19 protein-coding genes are annotated in these 15,787 nt (G+C 72.1%); 9 read left to right on the plus strand and 10 right to left on the minus strand.

Going from position 1 to position 15,787, the window contains the following annotated elements; genetic code table 11:
- Nucleotides 1–168: 168 nt before the first annotated feature.
- Complete coding sequence (locus BS75_RS23375) at nt 169–1,116, minus strand: HAD family hydrolase (protein ID WP_034093619.1); 948 nt, start codon at nt 1,114–1,116, stop codon at nt 169–171.
- A gap of 81 nt (nt 1,117–1,197) precedes the next feature.
- On the opposite strand from BS75_RS23375, the gene BS75_RS23380 reads away from it, so the two are divergent.
- From BS75_RS23380 to hemB, 6 genes are all read left to right on the plus strand, one after another.
- Entirely contained in the window at nt 1,198–1,479 is a 282-nt protein-coding gene (locus BS75_RS23380) for a glutaredoxin family protein (RefSeq protein ID WP_034089651.1), read from the plus strand.
- 263 nt (nt 1,480–1,742) lie between these two features.
- Nucleotides 1,743–2,609, plus strand: coding sequence for a redox-sensing transcriptional repressor Rex (locus tag BS75_RS23385; RefSeq protein WP_034089652.1), 867 nt, complete (start codon nt 1,743–1,745; stop codon nt 2,607–2,609).
- Between the two features lie 22 nt (nt 2,610–2,631).
- Nucleotides 2,632–3,987 carry a glutamyl-tRNA reductase gene (locus BS75_RS23390; RefSeq protein WP_042439922.1) on the plus strand — a complete coding sequence of 452 codons (1,356 nt, stop codon included), beginning with the start codon at nt 2,632–2,634 and terminating at the stop codon, nt 3,985–3,987.
- A 113-nt stretch (nt 3,988–4,100) separates the two neighbouring features.
- Complete coding sequence (gene hemC, locus BS75_RS23395; RefSeq protein ID WP_034089653.1) at nt 4,101–5,126, plus strand: hydroxymethylbilane synthase; 1,026 nt, start codon at nt 4,101–4,103, stop codon at nt 5,124–5,126.
- Nucleotides 5,123–6,790 carry a bifunctional uroporphyrinogen-III C-methyltransferase/uroporphyrinogen-III synthase gene (locus BS75_RS23400; protein ID WP_034089654.1) on the plus strand — a complete coding sequence of 556 codons (1,668 nt, stop codon included), beginning with the start codon at nt 5,123–5,125 and terminating at the stop codon, nt 6,788–6,790. The genes hemC and BS75_RS23400 overlap by 4 nt, the downstream gene beginning before the upstream one ends.
- A gap of 6 nt (nt 6,791–6,796) precedes the next feature.
- On the plus strand, nt 6,797–7,795 hold the full coding sequence (hemB, locus tag BS75_RS23405) for a porphobilinogen synthase (protein WP_042439923.1): 999 nt from the start codon (nt 6,797–6,799) through the stop codon (nt 7,793–7,795).
- Nucleotides 7,796–7,965: 170 nt separating this feature from the next.
- Here hemB and BS75_RS23410 read toward each other — a convergent pair whose 3' ends face one another.
- From BS75_RS23410 to BS75_RS23420, 3 genes are all read right to left on the minus strand, one after another.
- Entirely contained in the window at nt 7,966–8,304 is a 339-nt protein-coding gene (locus BS75_RS23410; RefSeq protein WP_042439924.1) for a hypothetical protein, read from the minus strand.
- A gap of 61 nt (nt 8,305–8,365) precedes the next feature.
- Nucleotides 8,366–8,707: a hypothetical protein gene (locus BS75_RS23415; protein ID WP_034089655.1), complete on the minus strand. Its 342-nt coding sequence runs from the start codon at nt 8,705–8,707 to the stop codon at nt 8,366–8,368.
- A gap of 32 nt (nt 8,708–8,739) precedes the next feature.
- Nucleotides 8,740–9,078, minus strand: coding sequence for a hypothetical protein (locus BS75_RS23420; protein WP_042439925.1), 339 nt, complete (start codon nt 9,076–9,078; stop codon nt 8,740–8,742).
- Nucleotides 9,079–9,492: 414 nt separating this feature from the next.
- Here BS75_RS23420 and BS75_RS23425 point away from each other — a divergent pair, with 414 nt between their 5' ends.
- The gene (locus BS75_RS23425) at nt 9,493–10,146 is read left to right on the plus strand and encodes a hypothetical protein (protein ID WP_034089656.1); all 654 of its coding nucleotides are present in this window, start codon (nt 9,493–9,495) and stop codon (nt 10,144–10,146) included.
- An 86-nt stretch (nt 10,147–10,232) separates the two neighbouring features.
- Here BS75_RS23425 and BS75_RS23430 read toward each other — a convergent pair whose 3' ends face one another.
- From BS75_RS23430 to BS75_RS23445, 4 genes are all read right to left on the minus strand, one after another.
- Nucleotides 10,233–10,619 carry a hypothetical protein gene (locus BS75_RS23430; RefSeq protein ID WP_034089657.1) on the minus strand — a complete coding sequence of 129 codons (387 nt, stop codon included), beginning with the start codon at nt 10,617–10,619 and terminating at the stop codon, nt 10,233–10,235.
- A 91-nt stretch (nt 10,620–10,710) separates the two neighbouring features.
- Nucleotides 10,711–10,962, minus strand: coding sequence for a chaplin (locus tag BS75_RS23435; protein ID WP_034089658.1), 252 nt, complete (start codon nt 10,960–10,962; stop codon nt 10,711–10,713).
- Between the two features lie 41 nt (nt 10,963–11,003).
- Nucleotides 11,004–11,246: a chaplin gene (locus tag BS75_RS23440; protein WP_034089659.1), complete on the minus strand. Its 243-nt coding sequence runs from the start codon at nt 11,244–11,246 to the stop codon at nt 11,004–11,006.
- Nucleotides 11,247–11,452: 206 nt separating this feature from the next.
- Nucleotides 11,453–11,695: a chaplin gene (locus BS75_RS23445; RefSeq protein WP_034089660.1), complete on the minus strand. Its 243-nt coding sequence runs from the start codon at nt 11,693–11,695 to the stop codon at nt 11,453–11,455.
- Nucleotides 11,696–11,903: 208 nt separating this feature from the next.
- On the opposite strand from BS75_RS23445, the gene BS75_RS23450 reads away from it, so the two are divergent.
- Entirely contained in the window at nt 11,904–12,146 is a 243-nt protein-coding gene (locus BS75_RS23450) for a chaplin (protein WP_034089661.1), read from the plus strand.
- 177 nt (nt 12,147–12,323) lie between these two features.
- Here BS75_RS23450 and BS75_RS23455 read toward each other — a convergent pair whose 3' ends face one another.
- Nucleotides 12,324–12,680: a chaplin gene (locus BS75_RS23455; RefSeq protein ID WP_042439926.1), complete on the minus strand. Its 357-nt coding sequence runs from the start codon at nt 12,678–12,680 to the stop codon at nt 12,324–12,326.
- A gap of 207 nt (nt 12,681–12,887) precedes the next feature.
- Here BS75_RS23455 and BS75_RS23460 point away from each other — a divergent pair, with 207 nt between their 5' ends.
- Nucleotides 12,888–13,487: a hypothetical protein gene (locus BS75_RS23460; RefSeq protein ID WP_152646135.1), complete on the plus strand. Its 600-nt coding sequence runs from the start codon at nt 12,888–12,890 to the stop codon at nt 13,485–13,487.
- A 21-nt stretch (nt 13,488–13,508) separates the two neighbouring features.
- Here the strand turns inward: BS75_RS23460 and BS75_RS23465 are convergent, their stop codons facing one another.
- On the minus strand, nt 13,509–15,596 hold the full coding sequence (locus BS75_RS23465) for a carbohydrate binding domain-containing protein (protein WP_042439927.1): 2,088 nt from the start codon (nt 15,594–15,596) through the stop codon (nt 13,509–13,511).
- Nucleotides 15,597–15,787 lie beyond the last annotated feature (191 nt).

Here is a 15,787-nt window from a genome sequence, read left to right on the forward strand (position 1 = left end):
CGATGCAGGCCGATCGATCCGGCGCGGTTTCCCCGACATGTCCCCCGACAACCCCGAGATTTCCGGCATGGCGGAGTGATCAGAAGCGATCAGTTCGGAAAGGCGCACAGAGAGTGCGCAAGCCGGGTCCCCGGGGCCGAGCGAACCGGAGCGAACGGGGCGAACGCCTCAGCGGTGGCGCCGGTTGCGGTAGATCGCCATCGCGGCCACCGTGCCGCCGGCCGCCGCCCCCAGGCCCGCGGCGGCGGGGATGCCCACCCGGGCCGCCTTGCGACCGGTCCGGAAGTCCCTTATCCGCCAGCCCTGCTCCCGGGCGTGGCGGCGCAGCCCGGCGTCCGGGTTGATCACGTAGGGGTAGCCGACCAGTGACAGCAGCGGGATGTCGTTGGAGGAGTCGCTGTAGGCCGCGCAGCGCGCCAGGTCCAGCTGCTCGCGGGCGGCCAGCGCCCGCACCGCCTCGGCCTTGGCCGGTCCGTGCAGCGGCTCGCCGACCAGCCGTCCGGTGTAGACGCCGCCGACGGCCTCCGCCACCGTGCCCAGCGCGCCGGTCATCCCCAGCCGGGAGGCGATCACCCTGGCCGCCTCCTGCGGGGCGGCGGTCACCAGCCAGACCCGCTGGCCGGCCTCCAGGTGCATCTTCACCAGCGCCCGGGTGCCCGGCCAGATCTTCTCGGCCATGTACTCGTCGAAGACCTCCTCGCAGATCCGCTCCAGATCCGCGACCCGGTGGCCCTGGACGATCGACAGGGCGCTCTCCTTGGCGTCCGCCATGTGCCCGGCGTGCTCGGCGCCGTTCAGCCGGAAGTAGGTCTGCTGCCAGGCGAAGCGCAGCAGTTCGCGGGAGCTGAAGAACTTGCGCTTGTAGAGCCCCCGGCCCAGGTAGAAGATCGCGGCGCCCTGGACGATGGTGTTGTCGCAGTCGAAGAAGGCGGCGGCCCGGGGGTCGCCCGCCACGCCCGCCACGTCCTCCGCGGTCGCGGCCGCGGGCTCGGCGGCGGGCTCTGCGGTGGGCTCTGCGGTGGTCTTCGCGGCGCCGAGGGTGGCCTCGGCGGCAGCCTCGCCCGCGAGCACGGCAGAGGAACGCTTCTCCTTCGGGAGCTTTCGCAGCGTGGCCATGGTGTCGAGCATAGCCAGCGGAGCCGTTTCACTCCGTATCGCGGATGTGGAAGGGGCGTTAACGGGGCGCAGAATGTGCGGGTGACTTCTCTGCTGCGCCGAGGCGCCTCCCGCAAGGGCCCGTCCGACCATGTGATCACCCTGATCGGCAAGCCCGACTGCCATCTCTGCGAGGACGCCCGCGCGGTGGTGGCCGGACTGGCCGAGGAGCTGGGGTTCTCCTGGGAGGAACTGGACATCCTCCAGGACGAGGAGCTCTACCGGAAGTACTGGGAGCAGATCCCGGTCACGCTGGTCGACGGCAGGCAGCACGACTTCTGGCGGGTGGACCCGCAGCGGCTGCGGAAGGCACTGGGCGCCTGACCGGCCCCGGCCGGGCATGGCGGGTTCACCGCCGGTTCACCGTCTTATGAGATGGGACGTTCGTACGTTTACCATCAAGAGGTTTTGTGCCGGGGGGCCGACCTTGGAGGAGTGACAGCGTGCCCACCGGCTCACACCGGCACTCCGGTGCACCGTGCGTGATGCGCGTCACTCCTCGGGGACAAAACGGACACTATCTTTGTGCACACGTTCACAAACGCATAGCCTGGCGGTCGCAGCCCAGCTTCACCCACAGGAGCACCGTGGCAACTGGACGTTCCACCCCATCCAACCCGCCCGCGGGCCGGGCGCCTTCGGGCCGCTCGCGCGGTCGGGGCATTCCCGACGCCACGGTCGCGCGGCTCCCGCTCTACCTCCGGGCGCTGACCGCGCTCTCCGAGCGTTCCGTTCCCACGGTCTCATCCGAGGAACTGGCCACTGCCGCCGGGGTCAACTCGGCGAAGCTCCGCAAGGACTTCTCCTACCTGGGCTCCTACGGCACCCGGGGCGTCGGCTACGACGTCGAGTACCTCGTCTACCAGATCTCCCGCGAGCTGGGCCTGACCCAGGACTGGCCGGTCGTCATCGTCGGCATCGGAAACCTGGGCCACGCCCTCGCCAACTACGGCGGCTTCGCCTCGCGCGGGTTCCGGGTCGCCGCCCTGCTGGACGCCGACCCGGCGCTGGCCGGGCGCACCGCCGCCGGCCTGCCGGTCCGGCACATGGACCAGCTGGAGGAGATCATCCGGGCGGAGCACGTCTCCATCGGAGTGATCACCACGCCCCCGGGCGCGGCCCAGCAGGTCTGCGACCGACTGGTCGCGGCCGGGGTCACCAGCATCCTCAACTTCGCACCGACGGTGCTCTCGGTGCCGGACGGGGTGGACGTCCGCAAGGTCGACCTCTCCATCGAACTGCAGATCCTGGCCTTCCACGAGCAGCGGAAGTCCGGCGAGGTCCCGTTCGCGGACGAGCCCCCGGCCGCGGTCTCGCGCCCCGGCAGCGGGGCGAAGGCGGTGGCCGCCGCGGCGGCGCGGGCCGTGACCCGGGCCCGCGGCAAGGCCGTGACCGGTCCCGGCCGCGGTGACGACGGCGACGACGGCGACCTCTCGGCGGTGATCCCGGCGTGAATCCGGAAAGAGAGGCAGAAGCATGAGTCTGCTGGTACTCGGCCTCAGTCACCGCACCGCGCCGGTCGGGCTGCTGGAGCGGGCGGCACTCACCGGTGACGCACCGGTGCAGTTGCTCCACGCCGCCGCCGCAGCCGGTCCCGTGGGTGAGGCGGCCCTGGTCAACACCTGCAACCGGATCGAGCTCTACACCGACGTGGACAAGTTCCACGCCGGTGTCGACGAGCTGTCCGCGCTGTTCGCCGAGCACACCGGCATCGGCCTGGAGGAGCTCACCGCGCACCTGTACGTCCACTACGAGGACCGCGCCGTGCACCACCTGTTCTCGGTGGCGTGCGGCCTCGACTCGATGGTGGTCGGCGAGGGGCAGATCCTCGGCCAGCTCCGGGACGCGCTGTCGCTCGCGCAGGAGCAGAGCACGGCCGCCCGCAGCCTCAACGAGCTGTTCCAGCAGGCGCTGCGGGTCGGCAAGCGGGCGCACACCGAGACCGGGATCGACCGGGCCGGCCAGTCGCTGGTCACCTTCGGCCTGGAGCGGATCGCCGACGCGGCCGGCCCGATCGCCGGCAAGCGGGCGCTGGTCGTCGGCGCCGGCTCGATGAGCTCGCTGGCGGCGGCGACCCTGGCCCGTGCCGGGGTGGCCGAACTGGTCATCGCCAATCGGACGGCGGCGCGGGCCGAACGGCTGGCGGCGACGCTGGCCGAGTACGGCGCGCGGGCCATCCCCTTCGCCGGTGTCGCCGAGGCGCTGGCCGGGGCCGACGTGGTGATCTCGTGTACCGGGGCGGCCGGGATCGTCCTCACCGCCCGGGACATCGCCGCCGCCGCAGCCGCGCGCGCGGGGGAGATCCCGCTCGCCCTGCTCGACCTGGCGATGCCCCGGGACGTCGACCCCGGCGTCCAGGCCCTGGACGGGGTCCACCTGGTGGACCTGGAGTACCTGGCCGAGGCCGCCGCCCGCGCCGACGGCGCGGCCGGGGCTTTGGACGTCGACGCGGTTCGCCGTATCGTCGCCCAGGAAGTGGAGTCCTTCGGCGCCGCACAGCGCGCCGCGGCGATCACTCCGACCGTGGTCGCCCTGCGCGCCATGGCCTCCGGTGTGGTCAGCTCCGAACTGGAACGCCTCGACGGCCGTCTGCCCGGCCTCGAAGCCCGCGTCCGCGCCGAACTGGCGCAGACCGTCAACCGGGTCGTCGACAAGCTGCTGCACTCGCCCACGGTGCGGGTCAAGCAGCTGGCCGGGGAGCCGGGGGGCGCCTCCTACGCGGAGGCCCTGCGGGAGCTGTTCGATCTCGACCCCGCCGCGGTCCAGGCCGTCGCGGGGGCACCGGCGCGCGTTCCGGCGCAGGTGCCGACCCTGGGGGGTGGCCTGGGATGACCCCGTCCCTGCCGCACATCGTCCAGCCGCGCAGCGGCCGGCCCAGCAGCGGCCCGCAGAGCAGCGCCGGGACGAAAAGCGTCCATACCGAGCACGACCGGGATGATCATGTCATGAGTGGCCAACTCAGCAACACCCCCCGCCCCGCCGGGGCCGCCCTGCGGCTCGGCACCCGCCGCAGCGCCCTCGCCATGGCGCAGTCCGGCATGGTCGCCGAGGCGGTCGCCGCCGCCACCGGCCGCCCGGTGGAGCTGGTGGAGATCACCACCTACGGCGACACCTCGCGCGAGCACCTGGCGCAGATCGGCGGCACGGGGGTGTTCGTCTCCGCGCTGCGGGACGCGCTGCTCGACGGCTCCGTCGACTTCGCCGTGCACTCGCTGAAGGACCTGCCGACGGCCGAGCCCGACGGGCTGCGGCTGGCCGCGGTGCCGCTGCGGGAGGACCCGCGGGACGCCCTGGTCGCCCGGGACGGGCTGGGTCTGGAGGAACTGGTCGAGAAGTGCGCGCACGGCGACCGCCCGGCCCGGATAGGCACCGGCTCCCCGCGCCGCGCGGCGCAGTTGAACGCCTGGGCGGCAGCCCGGGGGGTGGACCTGGAGACGGTCGCGATCCGCGGCAACGTCGACACCCGGATCGGCTTCGTCCGCTCCAGCGAACTGGACGCCGTCGTGCTGGCGGCGGCCGGGCTCAGCCGGCTGGGCCGGCTGGCCGAGGCCACCGAGATCATCGCGGACACGGTGATGCTGCCCGCGCCCGGACAGGGCGCGCTGGCCATCGAGTGCCGCGCCGCCGACGCGGAGCTGGTCTCCGCGCTGGCCGTCCTCGACGACGCCCCCACCCGGGCCGCCGTCACCGCCGAGCGTGTGCTGCTGGCCGCGCTCGAAGCGGGTTGTTCCGCCCCCGTCGGGGCCCTGGCCGTCGTGCGACGTGGCGCGGCCGGCCAGGAGGCCGAGGAGCTGCACCTGCGTGCGCTCGTCGGCACCGTCGACGGTGCGTCCGTCGTGCAGTTGTCCACCACCGGCGCCTTCGCGCCCGGGGCGGCGTCCGAACCGGGAGCGGCGGCCCTCGGCCGCGAGCTCGCGGAACGGATGCTGGCCGCGGGTGCGGCCGGTCTGATGGGGGAGCGAGTCAAGTGAGCCCCACTCATGACATCCATGGAGCGGTCCGCCGCTCGGCCGGCCAGGTCACCTTCCTGGGTGCGGGGCCGGGCGACCCCGGCCTGCTGACGCTGCGCGCGGTGGAGGTGCTGGCCTCGGCGGACGTGCTGCTGGCCGACCCGCTCACGGCCGATGCCGTCCGCGTCCACTGCCCCCCGGGCGTGGAGCTGCACAGCGCGGACCCGACCGCCTCCGGCGACCCGGACGCCCTGGTCTTCGGCGGCAGCGCGGTCTCCCGGCTGTTCCCGGCCGTCCAGGCGGGCAAGCACGTGGTCCGCACCGTCGACGGCGACCCCGGGCTCGACGGCCGGGCCGCCGAGGAGATGCTGGTCTGCGCGCAGGCCGGGATCGCCTTCCAGGTGGTGCCGGGCATCGCCCAGACCGTAGGCATCCCGGCCTACGCCGGGGTGCCGCTGCGCAGCGGCACCGGCACCGACGTCCGCTTCGTGGACGCCCGGCAGCCGCTGACCGACGGCAACTGGGGCAACCTCGGCGGCTGCGACGCCACCCTGGTGGTCCGCACCCTGCTGGGGGCGCTGCCCACGGCCGCGCAGACCCTGGTCGCGCACGGGCGCAAGCCGGACACCCCGGTCTCGGTGACCCTGGAGGGCACCACCACCCGGCAGCGCACCTACACCGCGACCCTGGGCACGCTGGCGGCCGAGCTGAAGGCGGCCCGGGTGCTGCCCTCGCCGGTCTCGGCCCCGGTCGACCCGGCCAGCAGCGTGATAGCCGTCGTCGGGCCGCAGGTGGCCCAGCGCACCGCACTCTCCTGGTTCGAGACCAAGCCGCTGTTCGGCTGGAACGTGCTGGTGCCGCGCACCAAGGACCAGGCCGGGGCGCTCTCCGAGCAGCTCCGCTCCTACGGTGCGGTGCCCTCCGAGGTGCCGACCATCGCGGTCGAGCCGCCGCGCACCCCGCAGCAGATGGAGCGGGCCATCAAGGGCCTGGTCACCGGACGCTACGAGTGGATCGCCTTCACCTCGGTGAACGCGGTGAAGGCGGTCCGCGAGAAGTTCGAGGAGTACGGCCTCGACGCCCGGGCCTTCGCCGGGATCAAGGTCGCGGCGGTCGGCGAGACCACCTCGCAGGCCCTGGTCGACTTCGGCGTCAAGCCGGACCTGGTGCCCAGCGGCGAGCAGTCGGCGGCCGGGCTGCTGGAGGACTGGCCGCTCTACGACCCGGTCTTCGACCCGATCGACCGGGTGCTGCTGCCGCGCGCCGACATCGCCACCGAGACCCTGGTCGCCGGCCTGGTCGAACTGGGCTGGGAGGTCGACGACGTGACGGCCTACCGGACCGTCCGCGCCTCGCCGCCGCCGGCCGAGACCCGGGAGGCGATCAAGGGCGGCGGCTTCGACGCGGTGATCTTCACCTCCTCCTCGACCGTCCGCAACCTGGTCGGCATCGCCGGCAAGCCGCACAACGTCACCGTGATCGCCTGTATCGGTCCGGCGACGGCCAAGACCGCGGAGGAGCACGGGCTGCGGGTGGACGTGCTCGCCCCGGCCCCGTCCGCCGCCGCCCTCGCCGAGGCCCTGGCAGACTTCGGAGCGGCCCGCCGTGACGCAGCCACGCAGGCGGGCGAACAGGTGTACCGCCCGAGCGAGCGCCGCCCGGGCTCCCGCAGGAAGGCCCGCTGATCTCTCATGTCCTATGACCTGCCCATCGAGACGCCGGTCGTCCGTCCGCGCCGGCTCCGGTCCACCCCGGCGGTCCGTCGGCTGGTGGCCGAGACCCGGCTGCACCCGGCCGAGCTGATCCTGCCGGTGTTCGCCCGCGAGGGCATCGCCGAGCCCATGCCGATCGGCTCCATGCCGGGCGTGTTCCAGCACACCCGGGACTCGCTCCGGAAGGCCGCGGTCGAGGCCGCGGAGGCCGGGATCGGCGGGCTGATGCTCTTCGGCGTCCCACTGGTGCAGGACGCGACCGGCTCCGAGGGCACCAATCCGGACGGCATCCTCCAGCAGGCGATCCGCGACGTCGTCGCCGAGGTCGGCGACCAGCTCGTGGTGATGTCCGACCTCTGCCTGGACGAGTACACCGACCACGGCCACTGCGGGGTGCTGGCCGCGGACGGCTCGGTCGACAACGACGCGACGCTGCTCCGCTACGCCGAGATGGCCGTGGTCCAGGCCGAGGCCGGGGTCCACATGGTCGGCCCGTCCGGGATGATGGACGGTCAGATCGCGGTCGTCCGCCAGGCCCTGGACGCCGCCGGTTACCAGGACGTCTCGGTGCTGGCCTACACGGCCAAGTACGCCTCGGCCTTCTACGGCCCCTTCCGGGAGGCCGTCGGCTCCTCGCTCAAGGGTGACCGCAAGGCCTACCAGCAGGACCCGGCCAACGCCCGGGAGTCGCTGCGCGAGCTGGAGCTGGATCTGGCCGAGGGCGCGGACCTGGTGATGGTGAAACCGGGCATGACCTATCTGGACGTGCTGCGCCGGGTCGCCGACATCAGCCCGGTGCCGGTGGTGTCCTACCAGGTGTCCGGCGAGTACTCGATGGTCGAGGCGGCGGCGGCCAACGGCTGGATCGACCGCGAGCGGATGATCCTGGAGACGCTGACCTCGATCCGCCGGGCCGGGGCCAACCAGGTGCTGACCTACTGGGCGGTCGAGGCGGCCCGGATGTTGGCGAACGGCTGAGTCCGGCGAACGGCTGAGCGCGGCGGAGGACAACGGAACGGCGGGCCGGGGAGCATGCTCCCCGGCCCGCCGTCATTGATCCTGGAGGGTCGTTCGATCGGGTGATCGTCTGGTCAACGGCCGCCGGGCGGCCGGTCGTGCCGTGGTGATTCGGCGCTGGTGAGGCGGAATCAGCCGATCAGGTGGGACAGCGCGCCGTCGCCCGCACCCTGGGTGGTGTGGCCGACGTTGCAGGTCTGGTGCAGCTGCTGGTCGGCGATCGGCAGGTCCGCCTGGACCGGGATGAGGCCGACCTGGACGTGGTGGACCTCGGGCAGGCAGATGTTCGGGTTGTCCAGGGTGTGGAAGTTGGGGCTGTTGTCGCCCCAGGTGCCGGTGACGTTGGTGCCGCCGGGGCCCTGGAGGGAGCTGGTCGAGCCGTCGGAGTTGCCGATGGCGGCGGCCGGGGCGGCGAGCAGGGCGACAGCACCGGCAGCCATGCCGACGGCGGAGAGAGCCTTCTTGATCATTTTCTTCTACCTTTTCGGGGGTTGATCCGTGGGAGGTGGTGCGTGACGGGCTGAGGGGACGTCAGCCGATCAGGTGGGAGCCGACGCCGTCGCCGGCACCCTGCGTGGCCTGGCCGTTCTGGCAGGTCTGGTGCAGCTGCTGGTCGGCGATCGGCAGGTCGGCCTGGAGCGGGGGGATCACTCCGACCTGCACGTGGTGCACCTCGGGCAGGCACACGTTGGCGTTCTCCAGCGTGTGGTAGCCGGGGCTGTGGTGGCCGTGGGTCCCGGTCACGTCAGTGCCGCCTGCGCCCTGGAGCGAATGCGTCGAGCCGTCGGAGTTGCCGATGGCGGCGGCCGGCGAGACCACCATGGCCGCAGCGGCCACGGTGAGGCCGACAACGGAGAGGGCCTGCTTCAACATGGAAGGGGTGCTCTTTCGTGCGTGGGGGTCGGTCAGCCGATGAGGTGCGAGAGCGGCGCGTCGCCGGCGCCCTGGGTGGCCTGGCCGACGTTGCAGGTCTGGTGCGACTGCTGGTCGGCGATCGGCAGGTCCGCCTGGACCGGGATGAGGCCGACCTGGACGTGGTGGACCTCGGGCAGGCAGATGTTCGGGTTGTCCAGGAAGTGGAAGTTGGGGCTGTTGTCGCCCCAGGTCCCGGTCACGTTGGTGCCGCCCGCGCCCTGGCCGGACAGGGTGGACCCGTCGCTGTCGCCGATGGCGGAGGCCGGCGCGGCGGTCGCGGCGAAAGCCGCAGCGGCGATTCCGACGGTGGCAAGGGCCTTCTTGATCATTGCAGATCCATTTCTGGGAGTGGGTGTTCTCGAACGTCCGGATCGTTCCGTTGAACGAATCCCATGAACTCTGGGGGCGCATCCACCGGGAAGGCCTCCGTCCTCCGGAACGGCACCGCGCAGGCGGCCTGCCGAACCTCTGGACCCAAGTCCTGCCGCACGGGCGGCGGTTGCAGTCTGATCAACGAAGGCACTGAGCAGGGGCAACGGCTATTAACTCGAATAGGTCAGTCGACAGCACGTGAGGATGAATCACGCCCGGATGCCGTAGTTGATTCGAGTGACAAGGCCGCACTTCAGGGCGAGTGAATCGTTCAGGCAAGATGCTCCTGGTTCGAACTACCAGCGAGCGTTTCAGCCGGAGCCCGGTTTCCGTACGCGCGAGCCGGTCCACGAACGGATGGGAAACCCTTGATGAGTGTCACTGCGCGGGCCGCCGCGATCGCCGTCGCCGCGTGCGCCTCGGTCGGCCTGGCGGCAGGGGTGAGCGCCGCGACTCCGCTCACCCCGGCCCAGTTGGAGGCCGCCCAGCAGGCGGCGTCGCTGAAGCAGGTCCCGTTCGACCTGCCGCTGGACGGGGCCGTCGGCGCGCTCACCGGGCAGACCACCAGCACCTCCGCGGTCAGCGGCACGCTCCCGGCCGCGCCGGTGCTGCCGCCGTCGGCGACCGCGCCGCAGGACCACCAACTGCTGCCCGACCCGCTGGTCCCCGCGCTCAACACCACCCGGGGCACCCCGGGGCTGGCCGTGGCGACCCCGGTGGCCGGGGCGCAGCAGGGTGGTTCCGGCGCGCTGGGCGTCGCGCTGCCGAGCGCCCCGCTGCGGGCCACCGGAGCGGCGGCCTCGCTCGGGCACCCGCTGTCCTACGGCTCCGCCGACGGCCGGGACGGGACCGGCCCGGCGCTCGACCTGAGCCGGCTCGACCCCTCGGTCACCGAGCCCCAGGTGCAGTCGAGCCCCGGTGGCTCGGCCGGTCTCACGCCGGACGCGAACACCCCCTCGCTGCTCCAGCGGGCCGACACCCTGGTGGCCCCGGTCGGCACCACGATGGACGACCTGAACCAGTAGCACCGCCCGGCACGGCGACGCCCCGCACGACGGACCTCCGTGGTGCGGGGCTCAGCCGCGGCCGGGAGCGGCCGGCCGAGGGGCGGTCAGCTGCCCGGCAGGGCGTGGGTCAGGCTGCCGACCAGCGGCACGCTGTCCAGCCCGCCGCCCGCGCTCAGCGGACTGGTGACCGCGGTCGTGGAGACCGGGCGGTCGCCGGGGCCGTCCGGGGCCAGGGCGACCCCGTTCGACAGCGGGTCGGCCGAGGACGCGGCCATCGGGTCGAGCCGGAGGGTCTTCAACGGGTGCGCGCTGTTGCCGACGGCGCCGGTCAGCCCGGACAGGCCGGCCGCGACATCGGTCTGCTGGAGCGAGGTGGTCGGCGGCTGCAGCGGCAGCGACTGCTCCGCCGCCCAGCCCGCGGACGCGGCCGGGAACGCGCCCACGAACAGCAGCGCACCGGTGGCGCAGGTCGTGGTCAGCACACGGAACATGGATGACTCCTTGGGGGGCGGAGGCTGGATGCGGTGCTGCCCCTCGGAACGGCTGTTCCGAGGGGCAGCACCGCGCGGTGTCCGAGCGGGCTCAGCAGCCCGGCTGCACGTTGGCGCAGCCGTTGCCGAAGGCCGGGTTCAGCGCACCGACGACGTTGACGGTGTCGCCGCAGAGGTTGACCGGGATGTGCACCGGGACCTGGATCAGGTTGCCGGAGAGCACGCCGGGGGAGTTGTGGGCGGCACCTGCGGCGCTCGCGTCGGCGGAGGCGACACCGGCGCCGGCCATCAGCGCACCGAGGGCGGCAACCGAGACGGCCGCAGCGACCTTGAACTTCTGCATGGGAATTCTCCTTGGAGGAACGAAAGAGCCGAACTGTTGGCTCAGCTGTTGTTGGCGCAGTGGTTGCCGAACGCCGGGTTCAGCGCACCGATGACGCTGACGGTGTCACCGCAGATGTTGACCGGGATGTGGATCGGGACCTGAATGACGTTGCCGGACAGGAACCCGGGGGAACCGGTGGCGGCACCGGCAGCGGTGGAGTCGGCGGCCGCGGTGCCCGCACCGGCCAGGGCGAGGCCGGCCGCGACGGCAGTAAGGGCCAGACCGGTCTTCACGTTGCGCATGGTTGCTATCTCCATCTCCTGTCGATCCCCAGTGGACCCGACACTGGACGAACGACGGATGCCCGCCGACGGACACGCCCGGAAAGCAAGGACCACCCGTGCAGCGGACAGGGATTCGGAGAGGTGGAGCGGGCTCGCACATGCGTCAGGGCTGCGCCCGGCACCGAACGGACGGTGCGGGCGCAGCCCTTCGGTCAGCCGCAGTCTCAGCCGTTGTTGACGCAGTGGTTGCCGAAGGCCGGGTTCAGCAGGCCGATGACGTCGACGCTGTCACCGCAGACGTTGACCGGCACGTGCACCGGGACCTGGATCAGGTTGCCGGAGAGGACGCCGGGGGAGTTGTTGGCAGCGCCCGCCGCGTCGCTGGAGGCCATCGCCGCGCCGGCGCCGCCGACGAGGATCCCGGCGGTCACGGTGACCAGGAGCGCACTGCGCTTGATGTTCTGCATGTCATTTCCCTATCGAACTTGTCGAGGTGAAGCGGGGTCTTCAGTCCAGCTCAACGAGCGGGCGGCGGGGAGGAAACGGCGGTGCCCGGCGGACCGCGCATCCGGGTGAATCCGGGCCGGAGCCGTATCCGAGCAGTTGGCGCGGCGTTGACCCCAGCGACCGTTCCGGCGACCCGTCGCCGTACCGAAGGACCAGGGAGAAACCATCATGAACAACGCTCTCAAGGGCGCCGCCGTGACCATCGCCGCCGCCGGGGCGCTTGTCGCCGGAGCGGGTGGGGCCTTCGCCAGCTCCAGCGCGGCCGGCGCGGCGAACAACTCCCCCGGCGTGGGCTCGGGCAACGCCGTTCAGGTCCCGGTGCACGTGCCGGTCAACGTCTGCGGTGACAGCGTCAACGTCATCGGCCTGCTGAACCCGGCCTTCGGCAACGGCTGCGCCAACAACGGCTGATCCAGCCCCGCGCCGGAAGCCCGGGCCCTCCCTGACCGCCCTCGTCCGAGGCGGTCGGGGAGGGCTTCGCCGTTCCGGTGGCGGCACAACGGGGGAGGGTTCGGGAACGGCGGGGGCCGGCCCCGTCCCGGAGGACAGGACCGGCCCGTGTGCGCCCGGTTCAGGGGTGACCGCAGGTCAGCAGCAGTCGTCGCCGCGGCCGTAGTGGTCGTCGCCCTCGTGGTGGAACCAGCCCTCGTGGTTCCAGCCCAGGTTGTGGTGCCAGCCCTCGTGGCTCGGTCCGTTGCCCTGCACCTCGCCGTTGGAGCAGGTGTTGCCGAAGGCCGGGTTCAGCGCGCCGACGACGTCGACGCTGTTGCCACAGACGTTGATCGGGATGCTGATCGGGATCTGGACCACGTTGCCGGACAGGACGCCAGGCGAGTTGCTGGCCTCACCGATGGCGTTCGCGTCGGCCGAGGCCACGCCGGCTCCGCCGAGCATCATTCCGCCGACCAGCATGGCCACCGCGGCTGCCTTACGCATTCTGCTCATGTCACTCCACTTTCGGTGTCGTCGTGCGCGGTCCCGGCCGGGGTGAGCCGGGCACCCGCGCTCTCCCCTGCAGTACAGCCACTCTTCGCGGCGAATGTGCCGGACACGACGTGACACTTCCCCGGTTCACCCACTCGGTGGAACCGCCGCCGGACGAGCCGCGGGGGCGCTGTCGGGGACCTCGGGAACGCTCCGCATAATGCAGACATGCGATTCCCCGCGAGCACCCCTCAGCCCCGCAGCGCCGTGTCCGACCAGCCCGGTGGCCGGCCGCCGGGCCGAGCGGGCGGCGGGCGCCGGGTCCTGTGCGCGGCCGCTGCGGCGGCTGTGGTCGCGGTGCTGGCCTCGGGCTGTTCCAGCGGCAGCAACGGTGGCAACGTCCAGCGGGTGTCGCCGGGGGTGGCCCAGTCCAGCGAGAGCACCAGTGCCGACGGCACCTCGTGGAGCATGCGGGCCCGCAACGTCGATCTGACGATCACCGACGCGGCGGTGCACCTGGGGGCGGCCGGGACGGCCCGGCTGGAGTTCACCGTGGACAACAAGGGGCCGGTCACCGAGCATCTGGGGATGGTCTCGGTGCCCGGCCTCGGTCAGGCGAACCTGGTGGGCAGCACCGGTCCGGTGAACGCCCTGTCCACAGCGGGAATCATGATCGACTCGGAGAGCAGCGCGACCTTCGGCACCGCGGCGCCGGCGGTCGCGCTGCCGTCGGCCAAGGGTCTGACGGCTGGGGGCACCACCCCGGTCCTGCTGGAGTTCGGCATCGCCGGACTGGTGCACCTCACCGTGCCGGTCCTGGCCGGCTGACCCTCGGTCCCGCGGTGACTGCTAGTTCACGGCCAGGTCGTCCGCGAAGACGTTGCCCTGCGAGTACCAGCCGTGGACGTACACCGTGACGGTGCCGGAGGCGCCGGTGGTGAACGTCACCGTCAGCTTGGTCCAACTGCTGGAGCTCGCCCAGGTGCTGGCGGTCGCGCCACCGCTGACGCCGAGGTAGGCGTAGCTGCCCTGGACCCAGCCGGTCAGCGTGTAGCTGTGGTTGGGGGTGAGCGTCAGGGTCTGGTCGCACTCGCCGGTCTGCGAGGCGGTCGGCGTGACCTGCAGCGCGTGGCTGCCGGAGTGGACCGGGGTGGTCACCACGGCGTCACCCGCCTGGCAGGTCCACGGGCTGAGGCTGCCGGTCTCGAAGCCGCCGTTGACCAGCGAGCCCGAGCCGGTGGAGGTCGCGGTGACGGTCAGGTTGTAGGTGATGGCGTGGGTGCCGGAGGCGGCGGTGCCGGTGATGGTGATCGGGTAGGTCCCGGCCGCCGTGGTGCTCGCCGCGCTCAGGGTCAGCGTGGAGCTGCTGCCGGAGGTGACCGAGGCCGGGCTGAAGCTCGCGGTCACGCCGGTGGGCAGGCCGCTCGCGGTGAGCGCGACCGACTCGGCGCTGCCGGAGGCGACGGCCGTGCTGACGGTGCTGGTGGCGGCGGTGCCCGCGGTGACCGAGGCCGATGACGGGCTGTCCGCCAGCGAGAAGTCGTTGCCGCCGGTGGAGGCCGCGGTGACGGTCAGGTTGTAGGTGGCGGTGTGGGTGCCGGAGGCGGCGGTGCCGGTGATGGTGATCGGGTAGGTCCCGGCCGCCGTGGTGCTCGCCGCGCTCAGGGTCAGCGTGGAGCTGCTGCCGGAGGTGACCGAGGCCGGGCTGAAGCTCGCGGTCACGCCGGTGGGCAGGCCGCTCGCGGTGAGCGCGACCGACTCGGCGCTGCCGGAGGCGACGGCCGTGCTGATGGTGCTGGTGGTGCTGGAGCCCGCGGCGACCGAGGCCGATGACGGGCTGTCCGACAACGAGAAGTCGTTGCTCGGCGGGGTGGACCCGCTGCTGGTGAACGGCTCCATGGCGTGGCTGAAGTCCCAGGTGTTCTGGGTGATGCCGGAGCAGGTGTCCGAGCCGGCCGTGCCGACGGTGCAGCTGTCGTTGTCGCGCTCCAGTGCCCAGAAGGCCAGCTCGGCCAGGCCCTTGCCGGTGGCCCAGGAGGTGACGTTGGCGGCGTCCGCGACCGTGGTGGTCTCGGCCGTGCCGTAGTCGTCGACGCCGGGCATCAGGGTGATCCCGATCATGCCCCAGAGCTGCGCCGGGGTCTTGGACGGGTAGAGCGACGCGAGCTGGCTGTAGAGGCCGGTCGCGGCGTTCTCGGCGTCGGTGCCCATCTCGTGGGTCGCGCCGTCGTAGTAGTCGAAGGTCATGATGTTGACCACGGAGATCACGGCGTTGTTGGCGACCGCGTTCTTCAGCACGGCCAGCCCGCTGGAGGCCAGGCCGCTGGTGGTGGTCGGCAGGGTGTACTGGAACTGCACGGTGCGCCCGTTGGCCGCTGCCCACGCCTCGACCTGGGCGATCGCCTGGTTGCGGCGGGTGATGCCGGCCGTGTTGGTGAGCGAGTTGTCCTCGGTGTCGAGGTCGATCCGGGTCGCGTTGTAGGTCGTGATCACGTTCTCGTACACGGCCGCGATCGAGGCGACGCTGGTGCAGCTGTCGGCGATCTCGGTACCGGTGTCGTCGGCGGTGTAGCCGCCGAAGGAGGGGATGACGTTCCCGCCCTTGGCCTGGATGGCGGCGATCGAGCTGCCGAAGGTCGCGGAGGTCAGCGGCTGGCTGGTGTCCCCGTTCCAGTAGGCGGTGCACGAGCCCTTGGTGGCGGCCTGGATGAACGCCATCGTCTCGTAGTTGGCGCCGGACTCGGTGGAGATCGTCGCGGGGTCGTCCCCGCTGTAGGCCTCGAAGTAGGGGGCGAACACCCGTGTGGGGAGAGGTGTCGCCGTGGCCGCGTGCGCTGTTCCGGCGCCGAACGCCACCAGCCCCGCCGAGGCGGTGACGGTGGCGAGCAGACCGGTGAACAGGGTACGCAGCGGGTGGTTGGTTCCTGGGCGTCTCATGCGGGGCTCCCGTGGGGGTGGGTGCTGGGCAATTGGTAGAGACCACTGGCTGGACTCCGACAATGTTTGGACTAGACCACTCAACTGTCAAGAGTCCTAACAGTTTTCGAGTGCAACGAAAGGACTCGGGCCGCATCCTCGATCGGACCCCTGCGTGAGGGTCGAGTAAGAGATCGACATGGGGTCCGCCG

Source organism: Streptacidiphilus albus JL83, from assembly GCF_000744705.1.
In the GTDB taxonomy this organism is placed as follows: Bacteria; Actinomycetota; Actinomycetes; order Streptomycetales; family Streptomycetaceae; genus Streptacidiphilus; species Streptacidiphilus albus.

Bases quoted from the DNA above. Each gene is read 5' to 3' on its own strand.
- BS75_RS23425 (WP_034089656.1), top strand. From the start codon at position 9,493: ATGAGTGTCACTGCGCGGGCCGCCGCGATCGCCGTCGCCGCGTGCGCC.
- BS75_RS23415 (WP_034089655.1), bottom strand. From the start codon at position 8,707: ATGTTGAAGCAGGCCCTCTCCGTTGTCGGCCTCACCGTGGCCGCTGCG.
- BS75_RS23390 (WP_042439922.1), top strand. From the start codon at position 2,632: ATGAGTCTGCTGGTACTCGGCCTCAGTCACCGCACCGCGCCGGTCGGG.
- BS75_RS23455 (WP_042439926.1), bottom strand. From the start codon at position 12,680: ATGAGCAGAATGCGTAAGGCAGCCGCGGTGGCCATGCTGGTCGGCGGA.
- BS75_RS23440 (WP_034089659.1), bottom strand. From the start codon at position 11,246: ATGCGCAACGTGAAGACCGGTCTGGCCCTTACTGCCGTCGCGGCCGGC.
- BS75_RS23445 (WP_034089660.1), bottom strand. From the start codon at position 11,695: ATGCAGAACATCAAGCGCAGTGCGCTCCTGGTCACCGTGACCGCCGGG.
- BS75_RS23410 (WP_042439924.1), bottom strand. From the start codon at position 8,304: ATGATCAAGAAGGCTCTCTCCGCCGTCGGCATGGCTGCCGGTGCTGTC.
- BS75_RS23430 (WP_034089657.1), bottom strand. From the start codon at position 10,619: ATGTTCCGTGTGCTGACCACGACCTGCGCCACCGGTGCGCTGCTGTTC.
- hemB (WP_042439923.1), top strand. From the start codon at position 6,797: ATGTCCTATGACCTGCCCATCGAGACGCCGGTCGTCCGTCCGCGCCGG.
- BS75_RS23420 (WP_042439925.1), bottom strand. From the start codon at position 9,078: ATGATCAAGAAGGCCCTTGCCACCGTCGGAATCGCCGCTGCGGCTTTC.
- BS75_RS23460 (WP_152646135.1), top strand. From the start codon at position 12,888: ATGCGATTCCCCGCGAGCACCCCTCAGCCCCGCAGCGCCGTGTCCGAC.
- BS75_RS23450 (WP_034089661.1), top strand. From the start codon at position 11,904: ATGAACAACGCTCTCAAGGGCGCCGCCGTGACCATCGCCGCCGCCGGG.
- BS75_RS23465 (WP_042439927.1), bottom strand. From the start codon at position 15,596: ATGAGACGCCCAGGAACCAACCACCCGCTGCGTACCCTGTTCACCGGT.
- BS75_RS23375 (WP_034093619.1), bottom strand. From the start codon at position 1,116: ATGGCCACGCTGCGAAAGCTCCCGAAGGAGAAGCGTTCCTCTGCCGTG.
- BS75_RS23435 (WP_034089658.1), bottom strand. From the start codon at position 10,962: ATGCAGAAGTTCAAGGTCGCTGCGGCCGTCTCGGTTGCCGCCCTCGGT.
- hemC (WP_034089653.1), top strand. From the start codon at position 4,101: ATGAGTGGCCAACTCAGCAACACCCCCCGCCCCGCCGGGGCCGCCCTG.